The sequence below is a fragment of the Streptomyces sp. NPDC049585 genome (assembly GCF_040675615.1).
Taxonomy (GTDB): domain Bacteria; phylum Actinomycetota; class Actinomycetes; order Streptomycetales; family Streptomycetaceae; genus Streptomyces; species Streptomyces luteosporeus.
In genome coordinates this window covers 1-15590 of record NZ_JBFAPE010000016.1, presented here as the reverse complement: position 1 = coordinate 15590, position 15590 = coordinate 1, and the positions used below count along the sequence as shown (strand labels likewise).

Annotated in this window: 14 protein-coding genes; 12 read left to right on the top strand and 2 right to left on the bottom strand. The window is 73.1% G+C overall.

Annotation, left to right across the window (positions count from 1 at the left end):
* The 3 genes from AB0K17_RS17965 to AB0K17_RS17955 all read left to right on the top strand — a co-directional run bounded on the left by AB0K17_RS17965 (position 1) and on the right by AB0K17_RS17955 (position 3213).
* Positions 1 to 1026: a TIGR04222 domain-containing membrane protein gene (locus tag AB0K17_RS17965; protein ID WP_365983514.1), complete on the top strand. Its 1026-nt coding sequence runs from the start codon at positions 1 to 3 to the stop codon at positions 1024 to 1026.
* 261 nt (positions 1027 to 1287) lie between these two features.
* Positions 1288 to 2361, top strand: coding sequence for a S1 family peptidase (locus AB0K17_RS17960; RefSeq protein WP_365983513.1), 1074 nt, complete (start codon positions 1288 to 1290; stop codon positions 2359 to 2361).
* A gap of 117 nt (positions 2362 to 2478) precedes the next feature.
* Positions 2479 to 3213, top strand: a complete 735-nt coding sequence (locus AB0K17_RS17955) for a Mut7-C RNAse domain-containing protein (RefSeq protein ID WP_365983565.1) — start codon at positions 2479 to 2481, stop codon at positions 3211 to 3213.
* Between the two features lie 72 nt (positions 3214 to 3285).
* Here AB0K17_RS17955 and AB0K17_RS17950 read toward each other — a convergent pair whose 3' ends face one another.
* Positions 3286 to 3669 carry a MazG-like family protein gene (locus tag AB0K17_RS17950; RefSeq protein WP_365983512.1) on the bottom strand — a complete coding sequence of 128 codons (384 nt, stop codon included), beginning with the start codon at positions 3667 to 3669 and terminating at the stop codon, positions 3286 to 3288.
* 94 nt (positions 3670 to 3763) lie between these two features.
* Here AB0K17_RS17950 and AB0K17_RS17945 point away from each other — a divergent pair, with 94 nt between their 5' ends.
* The 9 genes from AB0K17_RS17945 to AB0K17_RS17905 all read left to right on the top strand — a co-directional run bounded on the left by AB0K17_RS17945 (position 3764) and on the right by AB0K17_RS17905 (position 15170).
* Complete coding sequence (locus tag AB0K17_RS17945; protein WP_365965748.1) at positions 3764 to 4033, top strand: DUF1876 domain-containing protein; 270 nt, start codon at positions 3764 to 3766, stop codon at positions 4031 to 4033.
* Positions 4034 to 4136: 103 nt separating this feature from the next.
* Positions 4137 to 5873, top strand: a complete 1737-nt coding sequence (locus AB0K17_RS17940; RefSeq protein WP_365983511.1) for a histidine kinase — start codon at positions 4137 to 4139, stop codon at positions 5871 to 5873.
* A gap of 60 nt (positions 5874 to 5933) precedes the next feature.
* Entirely contained in the window at positions 5934 to 6596 is a 663-nt protein-coding gene (locus tag AB0K17_RS17935; protein ID WP_365983510.1) for a response regulator transcription factor, read from the top strand.
* Positions 6597 to 6889: 293 nt separating this feature from the next.
* Positions 6890 to 8161 carry a phenylacetate--CoA ligase family protein gene (locus tag AB0K17_RS17930; RefSeq protein ID WP_365983509.1) on the top strand — a complete coding sequence of 424 codons (1272 nt, stop codon included), beginning with the start codon at positions 6890 to 6892 and terminating at the stop codon, positions 8159 to 8161.
* Positions 8158 to 9447 (top strand): MFS transporter, encoded by a 1290-nt coding sequence (locus AB0K17_RS17925; protein WP_365983508.1) that lies wholly within the window; start codon positions 8158 to 8160, stop codon positions 9445 to 9447. Before AB0K17_RS17930 ends, AB0K17_RS17925 begins: the two co-directional genes overlap by 4 nt.
* On the top strand, positions 9444 to 10586 hold the full coding sequence (locus tag AB0K17_RS17920; protein WP_365983507.1) for a GNAT family N-acetyltransferase: 1143 nt from the start codon (positions 9444 to 9446) through the stop codon (positions 10584 to 10586). Before AB0K17_RS17925 ends, AB0K17_RS17920 begins: the two co-directional genes overlap by 4 nt.
* Positions 10583 to 11740, top strand: coding sequence for an acyl-protein synthase (locus tag AB0K17_RS17915; protein WP_365983506.1), 1158 nt, complete (start codon positions 10583 to 10585; stop codon positions 11738 to 11740). The genes AB0K17_RS17920 and AB0K17_RS17915 overlap by 4 nt, the downstream gene beginning before the upstream one ends.
* Entirely contained in the window at positions 11737 to 14241 is a 2505-nt protein-coding gene (locus AB0K17_RS17910; protein WP_365983505.1) for an acyl-CoA reductase, read from the top strand. The genes AB0K17_RS17915 and AB0K17_RS17910 overlap by 4 nt, the downstream gene beginning before the upstream one ends.
* 77 nt (positions 14242 to 14318) lie before the next feature.
* Entirely contained in the window at positions 14319 to 15170 is an 852-nt protein-coding gene (locus AB0K17_RS17905; protein ID WP_365965741.1) for a methyltransferase domain-containing protein, read from the top strand.
* A 12-nt stretch (positions 15171 to 15182) separates the two neighbouring features.
* Here the strand turns inward: AB0K17_RS17905 and AB0K17_RS17900 are convergent.
* On the bottom strand, positions 15183 to 15590 hold a 408-nt coding region (locus AB0K17_RS17900), incomplete at its 5' end, for an Hsp70 family protein (RefSeq protein ID WP_365983504.1).

Below are 15590 nucleotides of genomic sequence, written 5' to 3'. Positions count from 1 at the left end.
ATGACCTTCGTCGTCGTGGCGGCACTGTGTGCCGCGCTGCTGTGCATCCTCATACCGACCGCCCGGCTGATGATCCTGCGCCGTCAGGCCCAGGGCTCGTCGTGGTCGCTCCGGCCCGAGGAGCTGGACCTGACCGTCGTCGCCTACCTGAGGGGCGGCGCCGGCCGCGTCGCGGACACCGCCGTGACCGCCATGCACGCCGACGGGCGCCTCACCCTCAGCGGCGGCCGGGTCCAGGTGGTCGAGCCCGTCGCGCACGACGCCGTGGAACGGGCCCTGCTCAAACACTGCGGCTCCGACTGGAGCAACACCCTGCGCACCCTGCGCACGAAACTGCGCCAGGACGACGCCATGGCCCCCCTCGACACCACCCTGGTCAAACTGGGGCTCCTGCTGACCCCGCAGCTGCGGCGCCGGTGGCCCCGGGCCGTCACGGTGCAGCTCGCAGGGCTGATCGCCGGTGCGGCGCTCGCCCTTGCCGTCCTCGTCCAGGGCGACCTGTGGGCCTGGGCGCTCGTGCCGCTGCTGTCGACCGTGCCGGCCCTGGTGGTCCGGCACCACTGCCGGCCGCCCGCCGGGATCCCGTACACGGACGCGGGCGCGGCCCTGGCCCGCAGCATCGGGAACGACGACCCCTGGAGCAGGAAGAACGCGGAGACCCACCCGGCCGGAGAGGCGGGGATCGTCGCCGTGCACGGTACGGGCGTGCTGGCCGGCACGGAACTGCGCAAGGCGTTCGAGCAGGCGGCGGAGCGACGCAGGAGCCGCCGCCGCTCGGGCAGCTCCTGGTCGTCCTCTTCCTCTTCGTCCTCCTCTTCTACGTCTTCCTCGTCGTCGGTGGCCGTGGTGGGTGCCTCGTGCGACGGAGGCATCTTCTGCAGCAGCGGCGACTCGGGGAGTTCCTCGGACTCGGGGAGCTCCTCGGACTCCGGGAGCTCCTCGGACTCCGGTGGTTCGAGCTGTTCGTCGTCCTGCTCCTCGTCCAGCAGCTGTTCGAGCTGTGGTGGTGGAAGCAGCTGCTCCTGAGACGTTGGGGGAGCGGGGGCGATTACCGGACAGTCGCCCGGGCGGACGTCCGGTAGTCGCCCGCTGTTGGGGGAGGCCGGTGTGCGCTTCTGGGCGAACCTGTGCGGCCGGATGTCTTCTTGTGGACCGTCCGTGCCCGGGCGGACACTCGTTCGCGACTCGCTTGGCATGAACGCGACGTGCGGTTGCCGTCATGCCGGCCGGATCCTCCGGGCCCGGCGCCTCCCGCCGGGCACACCCCCCTCACAGGAGGTCGACGAGTTGACTCCCTCACGCATACCCGCCCGGCGCACGACCCTCGCGGTCGCCGCCACCGTGGCCCTGGCCACGGCATCCCTCACCCTCCAGCAGGCCCGGGCGGCCGCGCCCGGCCCGCAGGCGCTGACCGCCGCCCGCGCGACCGGGCTCGCCCAGCGCCTCGGCACCGAACTCGCCGCCGGCACCGCCGGTTCGTACTACGACGCCCGGACCCGCACCCTCGTCGTCAACGTCCTCGACGCCACCACCGCGCAGCAGGTCAGGGCCGCCGGGGCACAGCCGCGCACGGTCACGCACTCCGCCGCCGAACTCGCCGCCGCCAGAGTGCTCCTGAACCACCGGGCCGCCGTTCCCGGCACCGCCTGGTCCGCCGACCCCAGGAGCAACAAGGTCGTCGTCACCGTCGACAGCACCGTCACCGGCGACCGGCTGGCGCGCGTGCAGAAGGCCGTGGCCGACCTCGGCGACCGCGCGACCCTCCGGCACACGACCGGGAAGATCCGGCCCCTCCTCGCGGGCGGCGACGCGATATGGGGCAGCGGCGTGCGCTGCTCCCTCGGCTTCAACGTCACCAAGTCCGGCGAGCCGTACTTCCTGACGGCCGGGCACTGCGGCAACGCCTCGGCCTCCTGGTCGCCTTCCTACGGAGGGTCCGTGGTCGGCTCGACCGAGACCTCGTCCTTCCCCGGCCACGACTACGCCCTCGTGCGCTACACCTCCGGCAGCGAGTCCCACCCGAGCGCGGTCGACCTCTACGACGGCGGCAGCCAGTCCATCAGCAGTGCCGGCGAGGCCACGGTCGGCGAGCAGGTCCGGCGCAGCGGCAGCACCACGCAGGTCCACGACGGCCAGGTCACCGGCCTCGACGTCACCGTCAACTACGAAGAAGGCCAGGTCGACGGGCTGATCGGCACGACCGTGTGCGCCGAGCCCGGCGACAGCGGCGGTGCCCTGTTCGACGGCGAGACCGCGCTCGGCCTGACCTCCGGCGGCAGCGGCGACTGCTCCTCCGGCGGCGAGACGTTCTTCCAGCCCGTCCCCGCCGCCCTCCAGGCGGTCGGCGCCCAGCTGCCCTGACCCCGCGGGCCCGGCCCCCTCGACGCCGCGGGCGAGGGAGCCGGGCCGTCACGGCAGCAAGCGGCCCGCGCAGAACCCGGGGGCGCTCGCGATGGTGCGGGTGGCATGCTGTGGGACGTGAACGGTCCGCAGATCCACCTGACTTTCGCCCCCGGCCTGCAGCTCTTCGTCGCCGCCGAGCGACGCCGGCCCCGGGCGCCCTTCGTCACCGACGGCGTCTCCACCCTGGGACACGTCGTGGAGTCCCTGGGCGTCCCGCTCACCGAGGTCGGCCGGCTGCTCGTCGACGGCCGCCCGGTCCCGGTCTCCCACGTGCCGGCGGCCGACGAACACGTGGAAGTGGAAGCGGTCGAGCGGCCCCAGGAGGTGCCTGGCGCGCCGCTGCGCTTCCTGCTGGACGTCCACCTGGGCACGCTCGCGCGGCGGTTGCGGCTGCTGGGCGTCGACGCGGCGTACGAGAGCGAGGACATCGGCGACCCGGCCCTTGCGGCGCTGTCCGCCGCGGAGCAGCGCGTGCTGCTCTCGCGGGACCGCGGCCTGCTGCGCCGGCGCGAGATCTGGGCGGGCGGCTACGTCTACAGCGACCGGCCCGACGACCAGCTCAAGGACGTCCTGAGCCGCTTCGGCCCGCCGCTGGCGCCCTGGACGCGCTGCATGGCCTGCAACGGTCCGCTGCAGGACGCCGACAAGGACGCGGTGCGCGAGCACCTCGAACACGGGACGCGCCGCACCTACGACGTCTTCGCCCAGTGCGTCGCCTGCGGACGGGTCTACTGGCGCGGCGCGCACCACGCGCGGCTGCAGGCGATCGTCGACGGCGCGATCCGCGAATTCGGCACGGCGGCCGCCTAAGGTGTCTCCCGCGCCCCCGCAGGGGCGCGGGGAATTGCGCGACAAGCCACGACGTACCCGCAGAAGCAGCTATCAGCCGGTGCCGGGCGCGTCGATGCGTGCCGCGTCGCCCCGTGCCGCGTCGATGCGTGCGGCGACGCGGCGGGCGTGGCGCTCCAGGGTCGCCGCCGGGTCGTCACTGAAACCGTGCAGGGCCGTGGCGGCGGTGATGATGACGTCGCACAGCTCGGCGGCCACGTCCTCGCGGGTGTGGGTGACGCCCTTGCGCGGGTTCTGGCCGGTCGTGCCGATGTAGGCGGCCATCACCTCGCCGGCCTCCTCGGCCAGCTTCATCAGCCGCATGGCTCTCTCGTGCTCGCCGGTGCCGTTGGCCGCGTCCAGCCAGGCGACGGATGTGCGGACGGTGGACCACAGGGCCTGGGAGGCGTCTGTCGTGGCGCCGGTGCCGTCGGTCATGGTCCAGCAGCATGCCACAGCCCCGGGCGCCACCGGTGTCGCATTCCGCCCCACGGGTGCACGCTGGAGAGGTACTGCCGGAGGAGGTGCACTCATGAAGACGATCGTTGGCTGGCACGTCGAGGTGGAGTTCGAGGAGATCGACAAGCGGACCCACGCGGCGGTGCTGCTCAGGCTCCCGGACGGTACGGAGCTCAGGGCGCGGGCCCATGCCACCCGGCACCCGGACGACCCCGAGCAGGAGCGGGTCGGCGAGGAGGTCGCCGCGGCCCGGGCGCTGAACGAACTGTCGCGGGAGCTGCTGCAGAAGGCCGGGCACGACATCGAAGAGGTCACCCATGTGGCCGCGCATCCCAGGATGTGAGGCGGGGCCCGCGCCTGCCGGGTGCGCCGGATCTACTTTCGTCGGACCACATCGCGACCTTCGGTGAATGTGCCGGGCGGGCGGGTCTGCCTAAGGTGCGGGGGTGGATGCGACATCGTGGGCACGTGATCTGAGGCGGCGCCTGACGGACCGGCGGGAGTGGTCGCGGCGCCGGGTCGTCGGCGAGAGTGCGCTGGCCGTCGTCCTGGCACTGCTGACCGTCTGGTCGGAGCTCGAGCAGGGCCATGACTGGCCGAGGGCCGCCGCGGCGACCCTCGGTGTCGTGGTGCTGCTGCTGGTCCGGCGCGTGCTGCCCGCGACGGTGCTGATCACCGCGGCCGTGCTGGCCGGGCTCGCCGACAGCGGGGCGGTGCTGGTGCTCGCGGTGGCCGGCTGGTCCGCCGGGCGCCGGATCGCCGGGGTGCTGCGGGCGCTGCTGGCCTTCGCCGCCTCCCTGGTGCTGTTCGTGGGGCTGGCCGCATGGGTGGGGCGCCAGTCGTCGATGTTCATCCTGGTGCTGAACACCCTGTTCTTCCTGGTGATCACCGTCGTCCCCGGCCTGGCCAGCCGCTACTGGACCCAGCGCCGGACGCTGCTGCAGACGCTGCAGCAGCGCAACGCCCAGCTGCTGCGCGAGCGCCAGATGATCGCCGGGCAGGCGAGAATGCGCGAGCGGCAGCGCATCGCTCAGGACATGCACGACAGCCTCGGCCACCAGCTGGCCCTCATCGCCGTGCAGACCGGTGCCCTGGAGGTGGACCGGACGCTGACCGGGCAGCAGCGCGAGGCGGTCGGCGTGCTGCGTCAGGCCTCGGTGGCGGCGATGCACGAGCTGCGGGAGGTCGTGGGCATCCTGCGGGACGGCACCCCGCAGGACGAGCCCCCCGGCTCCCGCGGCGTCACCGGCATTCCCGCGCTGGTCGACGCCGCGACGGCGGCCGGGATGCGGGTGTCCCTGGAGAGCACGGGGGAGGAGCGGCCGCTGGCCCCCGCCGCCGACCACGCCGGTTACCGGGTGGTCCAGGAGGGCCTGACCAACGCCGCCAAGCACGCGCCGGGGGCGCCGATCACCATCGGGCTGCACTACGAGCCGGACTCCCTGCTGGTCGAGGTCGCCAACGGGACGGTGCCCCTGGGGCGTCGGGTCGCCGAGGCCGGCAAGGGCCACCCGGAGCCGGTGAGCGGCGGGCAGGGGCTGACCGGATTGCGCGAGCGGGCCCGGCTGATCGGCGGGATGGTCTTCACCGGCCCCGCCGAGGGCGGCGGCTTCCGGCTTGCGGCCGTGATCCCGTACGACTCCACGGAGGGCAGGGAGGCCGGTGCCGACCGGCGGGTGGCCCTGGGGGAGACGACGATCGTCGATACGACGGACGACTTTCGAGGGCAGACCGGGCCCTGGGCTCCGGGCGAGGGTGGAGCGGTCATCGACCCACTCGACCCCCGCGAGGAGTTCAAGGACATCATGGGCACCAGGAAGCGCAACGGCTGGGCGGTCGGATGCGTGGTGGGCCTGCTGATCGTGCTGGGGCTGGGGTTCCTGGCCCTCTTCGGGGTCGTCCAGCTCATGGATGAGCTCGACAAGGGAATGATCGAGCCCAGCGTCTACGAGTCCGTCCGCATCGGGGACTCCGAGCAGCAGGTGCGGCAGAAGCTGCCCTCCGGCAGGTCGATCATCACCTCCGACGTCCGCGGCAAGATACCGCCCGAGCCGGCGGGGGCCGGCTGCCTGGTGCTGCTGTCCACCGACACCTCGCACGGCCTGGACACCGATACCGTGTACCGGTTCTGCTTCACGGACGGAAAGCTGTCCGAGAAGCGCGAGTTCCACGTAAAGAGCTAGCGAGAGCTGGCAAGCGCCAGCGAGCAGCAGCCCCGCGCCCGGCCCCAGGAGTTGAACCAGTTGATCCGCGTCCTCATCGCCGACGACGAGCCGCTCATCCGGGCCGGAATCCGGATGATCCTCACCTCGGCCGACGACATCGAGGTCGTGGCGGGGGCGGCGGACGGACGCGAGGCCGTCGAGCAGGCCCGGTGCCACCGCGTGGACGTGGCGCTCCTCGACATCCAGATGCCGCGGCTGGACGGGCTGGCCGCCCTGGCCGAGCTCGGCCGCAGCGCCCCCGGTGTCCGGGTGCTGATCCTGACCACCTTCGGCGAACGGGACAACGTGCTGCGGGCGCTGCGGCAGGGCGGCGCCGGCTTCCTGCTGAAGGACTCGGCGCCCGGCGAGCTCATCGGTGCCGTGCGGGCGGCCGCCGCGGGCGACGCCTACCTCTCCCCGGCCGCCACCCGGCACGTCGTCGACTCCCTCGCCACCGGGCAGGCCGGCGCCGCCGACACCCGCGCCGCGGAAGCCCGCAGACGCGTGGCCGTCCTCGGCGAGCGCGAGCTGGAGGTGCTCGCGCTGCTCGGCGAGGGCCTGTCCAACGCCGACGCCGGCCGCCGGCTGCACATGAGCGAGGCCACGGTGAAGACGTACGTCAGTCGCATCCTCGCCAAGCTGGAATGCGACAACCGGGTGCAGGCCGCCCTCCTGGCACGCGACGCGGGCCTTGGGCGATAACGGCTCTCCCTGCGCATCTTTAACGGCAGAAAGCAAGGTTTCCGGCCATCTCAACCTGACATGTGGTCAGAGGGATGGTCTGTGTGCGATATCTTCTAAGGCGTTCCGGCGTGACCGCGCGTCAGATCCAAAATCGTAGCCGCGGCGCAACGTTGAGGATGCACTCCACGCACCTCACGGAACACCCTTCAACAGTCACGTGGCGGGCTCAACTGGCCAGAACTCGCCACGCATTGCTGTGTCGCAACACCAAAAGAACCTTCACCTGCCCGCATGACCTAGGCAAAGGCCATATGTCCGTCCTTCAACTATCGGACCTCATCAGTTATGCCCGCCATAACTCTCCCTTTTATTCGGCGCTCTACGCCGACCTGCTGCCCGGCATCGATCGGCTCACGGATCTGCCCGTCGTCGACCAGGGCGCCTTCTGGGCGGCCAACACGCTCCACGACAACCGGGTCCTGACCGCCCCGCTGTCGGAAGCGGTCGTCTACAAGACCGGCGGCACCACCGGCGCCCCCAAGTTCTCCTGCTACACCCGCGAGGAGTGGCGCGAGTTCACCGCCGCCTTCGGCCAGGGCCTCGTCGACGCCGGCCTGCGCCCCGGCCACCGGGTGGCCGACCTGTTCTACGCCGGCGAGCTCTACGCCAGCTTCCTGTTCATCCTGGACTCCCTCGCCCAGGCCCCCGTCGACAACGTCCGCCTGCCCATCGGCGGCGCCGCCCCCCTCGAGACCACCGTCCCCACCCTTGAGGACTTCGCGGCCCACGTCGTCGCCGGCACCCCCACGACCCTGTGCCGCCTGGCCGAGCACATCGTCGCCACCGGCCGCACCCTGCCCGGCGTCGAGCTGCTCTTCTTCGGTGGCGAGGCGCTCTTCGACGACCAGCGCAGGCTGTTGCGCGCCGCGTTCCCCAACGCCGAGGCGCGCTCCCTCGGTTACGCCAGCGTCGACGCCGGGCTCCTGGGCCGCCCCGTGCCCGGTGCCGACCCCCGTCTGCACCGCGCGTTCACCCCGCACACCGTCGTCGAGATCCTCGACGAGACGACCGGCGAGCCCATCCGCGAGGCCGACCGCCCCGGCCGCGTCGTCGTCACCCAGCTCTACCGCCGCCTCATGCCCGTCATCCGCTACCCCGCCGGTGACCGCGCCGCATGGGCCGACCCCGAGGCCGGCACCTTCCGCATCCTCGGCCGGGCCGAGGAAGGCGTGCGCGTCGGTCCCGTCTCCCTGTACTCCGAGGACACCTTCGCCGCCGTCGCCGAGGCCGACACCACCGGCCGCGTCACCGGCACCCAGCTCGTCGTACGCCGCTGGGACGGCCGGGACGGGCTCGTGCTGCGCCTGGCGACCGCCCCCGGCGACGCCGACGAGGCCGGCCTGGAGGTCCTGGCCAAGTCGATCGTCACGCACCTGGACGAGGTGCGCCCGCTGTACCCCGACAGCGTCCGGGCCGGCCATGTGCACCCGGTCACCGTCGAATGGGTGCGCCACGGCGACCTGACCGTCAACCCGCGCTCGGGCAAGCTCGTCCGGGTCATCGACGAGAGGCCGACCGCATGACCGCCCCCGTCACGGACGCGGGGCGCGGGACGTCCCGTACGCCCCTCGTCCTGCGCAACCGCGCCTTCGGCACCGTCTGGGCCGCCCAGGTGCTCACCCAGGCCGCGGTGCGCATGTTCCAGGTCGGCGTCTCCTGGTGGCTCGTCGCCTACGCCGTCTCCGGCGGCCGGGGCCTGGCCTCCGGGCTGTTCATGGCCGTCAGCACCCTGCCCGCGGTCGCCCTGGCACCCGTGGTCGCCCGGACGATCGCCCGCCATGCCCACCGCTCGGTGCTGCGCGCGGCCGCCGCCGGCGCCGGCACCGCGGCCGCCGCCCTGGCCTGCTGGGCGTACGCCGCCGACCTGCCGCTGGCCGCGGCGTACGCGGCGACGCTGGCACTGGCCACCGGCCAGGCGTTCTTCGACCCCTGCCTGACCACCTCCGTGCCCGAGCTCGTCGACGACGCGGACATCGAGGCGGCCACCGGGTTCGAGCTGTCCACCCAGTCCCTGGCGAGCCTGGGCGGCGCCCTGCTCGGCGCGCTGATCGTCGACGGCGCCGGCCTGGCCGGCCTCGCCACCGGCTGCGCCGCCGCCTACCTGACGGCGGCCCTGCTCATCACGACGGTCCGCTTCCGCGCGCAGGCCGCCCCGGGCGCCGCCGAGGGGACGGGCGCCCCCGACCAGCCGAAGCTGCGCCAAATCCTCGGCAGGCTCCCCTTCGTCCGCCGCATCCTGCTCTGCTTCACCGCGGCCAACCTCTTCACCACCGCCGTCTTCGTCATCATCCCCCTCTACACCCGCTCGGTGCTGGAGGACGGCGGCGGCACCGTGGCCCTGCTGGAGGCCTCCCTGGGCGCCGGCACGCTCATCGGCTCCTTCACCGGCGCCCGCGTCCCCGGCCGTCCCACGACCACCGGTGCATGCCTGATGGGCCTCATGGCCCTGGCCCTCGCCGTCCCCGGCCTGGTGCCGGGCCGCCCCGTCATGGCGGGCTGCCTGCTGGTGACCGGCTGGTGCGTGGGCGTGATCGGGGTGCGCTTCGTCGCCCTGTTCCAGCGGCTGGTCCCGCCGGCCGACAAGCCCGGCTTCTTCGCCGTCATGCAGGCCGTCCTCGGCGCGACGTTCCCCGTCGCCTCCCTGCTGTTCGGCCTGCTCGGCGACCACGTCGAGCCCCGCGTCCTGTGCCTGGTCCAGGCGGCCGGACTGCTCCCCGCCGCCTGCGCCCTCGCCCTCCTGCGCGAGGAGCGCCCCACCGCCCCGGCAGCCCCCGAACCTCAGCTCACCGCCTCCGGAGGAGAGCGATGACCACCACGATCGACCGTGCGGCCCCCGCCGACATCGCCGATCTGCGCCAGCTCTACTACGCCGTCTACGGCCCGCACTACCCGACCGCGCTGGGCACCGACCCCGCCGAGATGTCCCGCCTCATCGCCGACCCGCACACCCTTTGGCTGGTGGCCCGCTGCGCGCGCACCGGCCACCTGGCCGGCTCGGCGGCCATCCACGGCGAGCCAGGCAGCTGCATCGGCCGTCTCGAAGGACTGGCCGTGCACCCCGACCACCGGGCCGGCGGGCTCGCCCACACCCTGACCGACGAGCTGTGCCGGCAGATGCTCGAGACCGGCCGCCTGGACTCGGTGTACGCGACCGTACGGACCGTCAGCGCCGGCCCGCAGCGGGTCGTCACCCGCAATGGGTTCAAGCCGCTGGGCGTCCTGCCCAATGCCGTCGACCTCAGCAGCCGCGAGAGCCTCGCGCTCTACGCGCGTCACTCCCCGGGCGTGCTCGACCGGCGCCTCCCCGTGCCCGAGGTCCCCGCCCCGCTCGCCCCGCTGCTGCGCACCGTCGACCGCACCCTGGGCACCGACGGCCCCGCGCCCCGCGCGACCGCGCCCGCCCCGGCGCCCGAGGGCCGCTCCACCGCACGCCTGGAGATGGTCGAGGCCCCCGCCTTCGTCCGCCGCCGCTTCCACGAGCGCTTCCCGGACGCGACCAGCTGGTTCTACCCCCTGCACACGCCCAACGCCCTGCTCGTCGCGGACGACGGCGGCTTCGAGGTGTACGCCTACCTCAACCGCACCGGCCGCTACTGCGCGCTGATCGCGGCCCACCCCTCCCCGGACACCGCCGCCGGGTACCTCGAGGCCATCACCCGCACCCTCACCCGCGCCGGCACCGGATACGTCGAGGCACTCGTGCCGCTCGCCGAGCACGGCCCGCTCTCCGCCTTCCTCGCCCAGGGGTTCATCCCCAGCGCCCTGTACCCGGCGATGCGCCCCGACCCCACCGGCGCCGGCTTCCACGACTACGTCGTGATGACCCGCACCGCCGAACAGATCGACTTCCGCGGCGTGGTCGTCGACACCGCCCTGCAGCCCTACCTGGACGCCTACCTCTCGGCCTGGGCGGCCACCTACCTGCCCACACTCGAGGTCGCCTCATGAACCCGATCAACCCCCACCTCGCACCGGTCGCCGTCCCCGACCCCGCGGCCCTCGCCGCCGTCCAGCAGCTGTGCGACCTGACCGACCCCTACGCCACCGGCCCCGCCGAGGACGAGCTGTTCGCCGCCGCCATGGCCGAGAGCAACGCCTGGCACGCCGAGCGCTCCCCGTTCTTCCGCAGCCTGTACGCCGCGACCGCCGCCGAGCAGCCCTTCCACGCGCCCCTGGTGCACGCCAACTTCTTCAAGCGGCACGAAGTGCTCTCCATCGACCGCGACGCCGTCGACCTGCACCTGACCTCCTCCGGCACCACCGGCCAGAAGTCGCAGATGTTCTTCGACAACTGGACCATCCGCTCCGCCCAGCGCATGGTGGCCCGCATCTTCGAGCGCAACGGCTGGATCACCCCCGACCAGCAGGTCAACTACCTGCTCTACAGCTACCAGCCGGCCCCCGACCTCAAGCTCGGCACGTCCTTCACCGACAACTACCTGTGCGACTTCGCACCGGTCCGCCAGGTCGAGTACGCCCTGCGTCACACCGGAGGCGGCCACGAGTTCGACCCCTTCGGCTGCATCGCCGCACTCCAGCGCTTCGCGCAGGACGACGCCCCCGTACGGATCCTGGGCTTCCCGGCGTTCCTGTGGTTCACCCTGGAGCGCATGCAGGCCATGGGCCTGCCCCCGCTGCAGTTGCCCGAGGGCTCCCTCGTCATGCTGGGCGGCGGCTGGAAGGGCAACGCCGACCGGCAGATCGGCAAGGACACCTTCTACGCCCGCGTCACCGAACAGCTCGGCATCCCTTCCGAGCGCATCCGCGACACCTTCGGCTCCGTCGAGCACTGCATCCCCTACATCGAGTGCGAGCAGCACCGCCTGCACGCCCCCGTCTGGTCCCGGGTGTTCATCCGCTCGACCCGCACCCTCGAACCGCTGCCCTACGGCGAGGTGGGCTACCTGCACCTCGTCTCGCCGTACATCACCTCCGTACCGGCACAGAGCGTCGTCATGGGCGACCTGGCCGAGCTGCACCCGGGCGACGCCTGCCCCTGCGAGCTCGACACCCCCTGGTTCATCCACCGCGGCCGCGCCGGAGTGAGCCGCAACCGAAGCTGTGCGGTGGCCGCCGCCGAACTCATGAAGGGCCTGTCGTGACCACCGAGACCATCAAGCACCACTACTGGCAGGGCACCTTCGTCGACGACGAGGAGGCCGCCCGCCGCCTGGCCGCCCTGCCGGCAGCCGTCGAGGCGGCCCTGGCGACGCCGCTGGAGACCGGGACCGTCCTCGCCGCCTGCGACGCCCTCGCCACCGCCCTGGCCGAGCCCGGCCACCCCGTCCGTACCCGCCTGATCCCGCACCTGCCCGAGGACGAGGCGGACGCCGTCCTGACCGAGCTGGCCGCCTTCCTCGCCCGCCCGCAGCTCACCCGCAAGCTCCGCCGCGAACTGGGCGACGGCGCCCCCCAGCGGCTGACCCGCCCCGACGCCAAGGAGACCGTCTACGAGGCGTGGGCGCCCGTCGGCCTCATCGCCCACATCGCCCCCGGCAACGCCGCCACCGTCGCCCCGCTGAGCATCGTCGAGGGCCTCCTCGCCGGCAACGTCAACGTCCTCAAGACCAGCAGCGCCGACACCCTCCTGGCCCAGCACCTGCTCGCCGAACTCGCCGCGCTCGATCCGAGCGGCGCCCTCGCCGAACGCGTCATCGTGCTGCGTTTCTCCTCCTCCCGCCAGGACTGGCTGCAGCAGATGTGCGCGCCCGCCGACGCCGTCGCGGTCTGGGGCGGCGAAGCGGCCGTCGAGGGCGTCGCCGCCCACGTACCGCCCGGATGCCGGCTGGTGGAATGGGGACACAAGATCTCCTTCGCCTACCTCACCCGCGACGCCTGGCAGGACGGCGCCACCGTCGCCGCCCTCGCCGGCGACGTGTGCCTGCTGGAGCAGCAGGCGTGCTCCAGCCCCCAGGTCGTCTACCTCGACACCGACGACGACAAGGACGTCTTCGCCTTCGCCGAACACCTGGCGCAGGTCCTCGCCGCCCAGCCGGCCGCCGAGCAGCAGCCGCTGAGCCCGGGGGAGGAGGCCGAGCTCACCACCACCGAGCTCATCGCCCGCCTGGAGGAACACCTCGGCCTGACCCGCGTCCTCGCCGCCCCCGACGGCTCCTGGCGCGTCATGGCCGACACCCGCCCGGCCCTGACCGCCTCCCCGCTGCACCGCAGCGTCTGGGTCAAGCCCCTGCCCCGCACGGACCTGCTGCGCACCCTGCGCCCCATGCGCCGCTACCTGCAGACCGCCGGCATCGGCGGCAGCCGCGCCGACGTCGCCGAGCTCTCCCGCCTCGCGCTCGCCGCCGGCGCCACGCGCGTCACCCCCGTCGGCGCCATGCTCGCTAGCTACGCCGGCGAACCGCACGACGGCGTCTACGCCCTGCAGCGCTACAGTCGCCGCGTCGCCGTCCAGGCCGACGAGCGCTTCGCCACCACCGCCTGCCTCGACGACCTCGTGCGCACCCCCGACGTCCCGGCGCCCGCCGGCCCGCTGCTCGACAAGGCCGCCGTGCAGGTGCTCAACGACGCCGTCGCGGCGCAGGACGCCGAACTGTACTTCCGCAGCGGCGGCACCACCGGCAAGCCCGCCCTGTCGCTGTTCACCTACGACGACTACGACACGCAGATGCACGCCGCCGCCCGCGGCCTGATCGCCGCCGGCTACGACCCGGCCCGCGACCGCACCGCCAACCTCTTCTACTGCGGCGGCATGTACGGCGGCTTCATCAGCTTCTTCTCCATCCTCGAACGCCTGGGCGGCGTCCAGCTGCCCATGGCCGCCGGAGCCGACCACCGCGTCACGGCGGAGACGCTCGTCGCCCACCGGGCCGACACCCTCTTCGGCATGCCCTCCTACCTCTGGCAGCTCCTGCACGACCAGGCGGACCTGCTGCGCTCCTACGGCGGCATCCGCAAGATCTTCTACGGTGGCGAGCACTTCACCGCCGAACAGCGCCGCACCCTCACCGAGGACTTCGGCATCGAGGTCGTCCGCTCCATCACCTACGGCAGCACCGACCTCGGCCCGCTCGGCTACCAGTGCACCGAGAGCACCGGCGGCGTCCACCACCTGCACGCCGACCTGCACACCCTGGAGATCCTCGACACCGACTCCGACCGCCCGGTCGAACCCGGCGACACCGGCCGTCTCGTCTTCACCACCCACGCGCGCCGCGGCCAGAAGCTCGACCGCTACGTCATCGGCGACCTCGGCCGGGCCGTACCCGGCCCCTGCCCCTGCGGCAACCGCTCCCCGCGCTTCGAACTCCTCGGCCGCGGCGGCGACGTGATGCGCGTGGCCTCCTACTTCCTCAACTACCGCCGCTTCCTCGCGATAGCCGGGGCCGACTGCGGCTACAGCGGCGAACTCCAGCTGATCCTCAGCCGCTGCGACGCCCGCGAGCACCTGACCGTACGCGTCGAGCACTCCGCCAGCACCGGCCCGGACGCCCTGCGCGCCGCCTTCCTGGCCGGCTACGAGGAACTGCGCTCGGCTGTCGACGACCGCCTGCTCGACCTGGCGGTCGAGCAGGCGGACCTCGCCGGCTTCGTCCGCACCGCCAGCACCGGCAAGCTGCGCGCCGTGGTGGACAACCGCCACTGAACCCCCGCCGCCGTGGGTACGGCTTGAGGGGCGGGCCGCCGACCGGCGGTCCGCCCCCGACCACGGAGGTGGCACGGATGGCGCAGGATCCGGGGCTGCGGCCCGAGCCGCAGACGATGCACGCGGCGGTCGAGGAGGCGTACGGCCCGGGCGACCTCGGCGGCACGCCCCTGTTCGGCGGCGGGTTCATCAACTTCGGCCACTGGCAGGACATCGACCTCGACGGCGAGCCCACGGAGGACGACCGGATCCGCAGCCAGCAGGCCCTGTACCGGCACGTTCTCGGCACCCTGGCGCCCACCACCGGGCTGCGCGCCCTGGAGGTCGGCTGCGGGCTGGGCACGGGGTGCGCGATGGCGCTCGCCGAGTACGGCTTCGCGCATGTCACCGGCATGGACATCCACCCGCGGCAACTCGAGCGCGCCCGCCGGGCCCAGGCCGCCCTCCTGGCCGACGCCCACCGCCCGAGGCGGCTGGGCTTCGCACAGGGGGCGGCCGAGGACATGCCGTTCCCCGATGCCGCCTTCGACCGCGTGTACACCGTCGAGGCCGCCCAGCACTTCCGCGACCTCGGCGCGTTCGCCCGCCAGGCCGCCCGGGTCCTCACGCCCGGCGGCCGGGCCGCGGTCACCAGCTTCTTCGTCCCCGACGACCATCCGGACCGGCCCGGGCAGCTGGCCCGCCTGCTGCAGACGTTCGCCGACGGCCTGGACGTCGCCCACAGCATCCCCGAACTGACCGGCAGCCTGGAGAAGGCCGGCCTGACCGGGATCCGCGTCACCTCCATCGGCGCATCGGTGTGGCCCGGCTGGGACCGCTGGCTGTCGACCATGTGGCGCCCCGGCACCTGGCCCCGCAACTTCCTGCGCGCCTACCGGGACGGCCTCCTGGACTACTACACGGTGACCGCCGAGCGGCCCCTGGCGTGACGCCGGGCCGGGTCAGGCCGGCCCGGCGTGCCCCTTGTCGTCGTCGACGATCTCGGCGTCGACGACGTCGTCCCCCTCGGCCTTGGCCTGCGGGCCGTCGCCGGCGGAACCGGCCTGCGCGCCCGGGGCGTTCGCGTACATGGCCTGGCCGAGCTTCTGGCTGACCGCGGCGACCTTCTCGATCGAGGCCCGGATGCCGCCGGTGTCGTCCGTCTTCAGCTTCTCCCTCAACTCGCCGACGGCCGCCTCGACCTCACTCCTCACGTCCGCCGGGACCTTGTCCTGGTTGTCCCCCAGGAACTTCTCCGTCTGGTAGACGAGCTGTTCGCCCTGGTTGCGGGTCTCGGCGGCCTCGCGGCGGCGGTGGTCCTCCTCCGCGTACTGCTCGGCCTCCTGGCGCATGCGGTCGACCTCGTCCTT

Bases quoted from the DNA above. Each gene is read 5' to 3' on its own strand.
- AB0K17_RS17920 (WP_365983507.1), top strand. From the start codon at position 9,444: ATGACCACCACGATCGACCGTGCGGCCCCCGCCGACATCGCCGATCTG.
- AB0K17_RS17915 (WP_365983506.1), top strand. From the start codon at position 10,583: ATGAACCCGATCAACCCCCACCTCGCACCGGTCGCCGTCCCCGACCCC.
- AB0K17_RS17905 (WP_365965741.1), top strand. From the start codon at position 14,319: ATGGCGCAGGATCCGGGGCTGCGGCCCGAGCCGCAGACGATGCACGCG.
- AB0K17_RS17930 (WP_365983509.1), top strand. From the start codon at position 6,890: ATGTCCGTCCTTCAACTATCGGACCTCATCAGTTATGCCCGCCATAAC.
- AB0K17_RS17965 (WP_365983514.1), top strand. From the start codon at position 1: ATGACCTTCGTCGTCGTGGCGGCACTGTGTGCCGCGCTGCTGTGCATC.
- AB0K17_RS17925 (WP_365983508.1), top strand. From the start codon at position 8,158: ATGACCGCCCCCGTCACGGACGCGGGGCGCGGGACGTCCCGTACGCCC.
- AB0K17_RS17945 (WP_365965748.1), top strand. From the start codon at position 3,764: ATGAAGACGATCGTTGGCTGGCACGTCGAGGTGGAGTTCGAGGAGATC.
- AB0K17_RS17950 (WP_365983512.1), bottom strand. From the start codon at position 3,669: ATGACCGACGGCACCGGCGCCACGACAGACGCCTCCCAGGCCCTGTGG.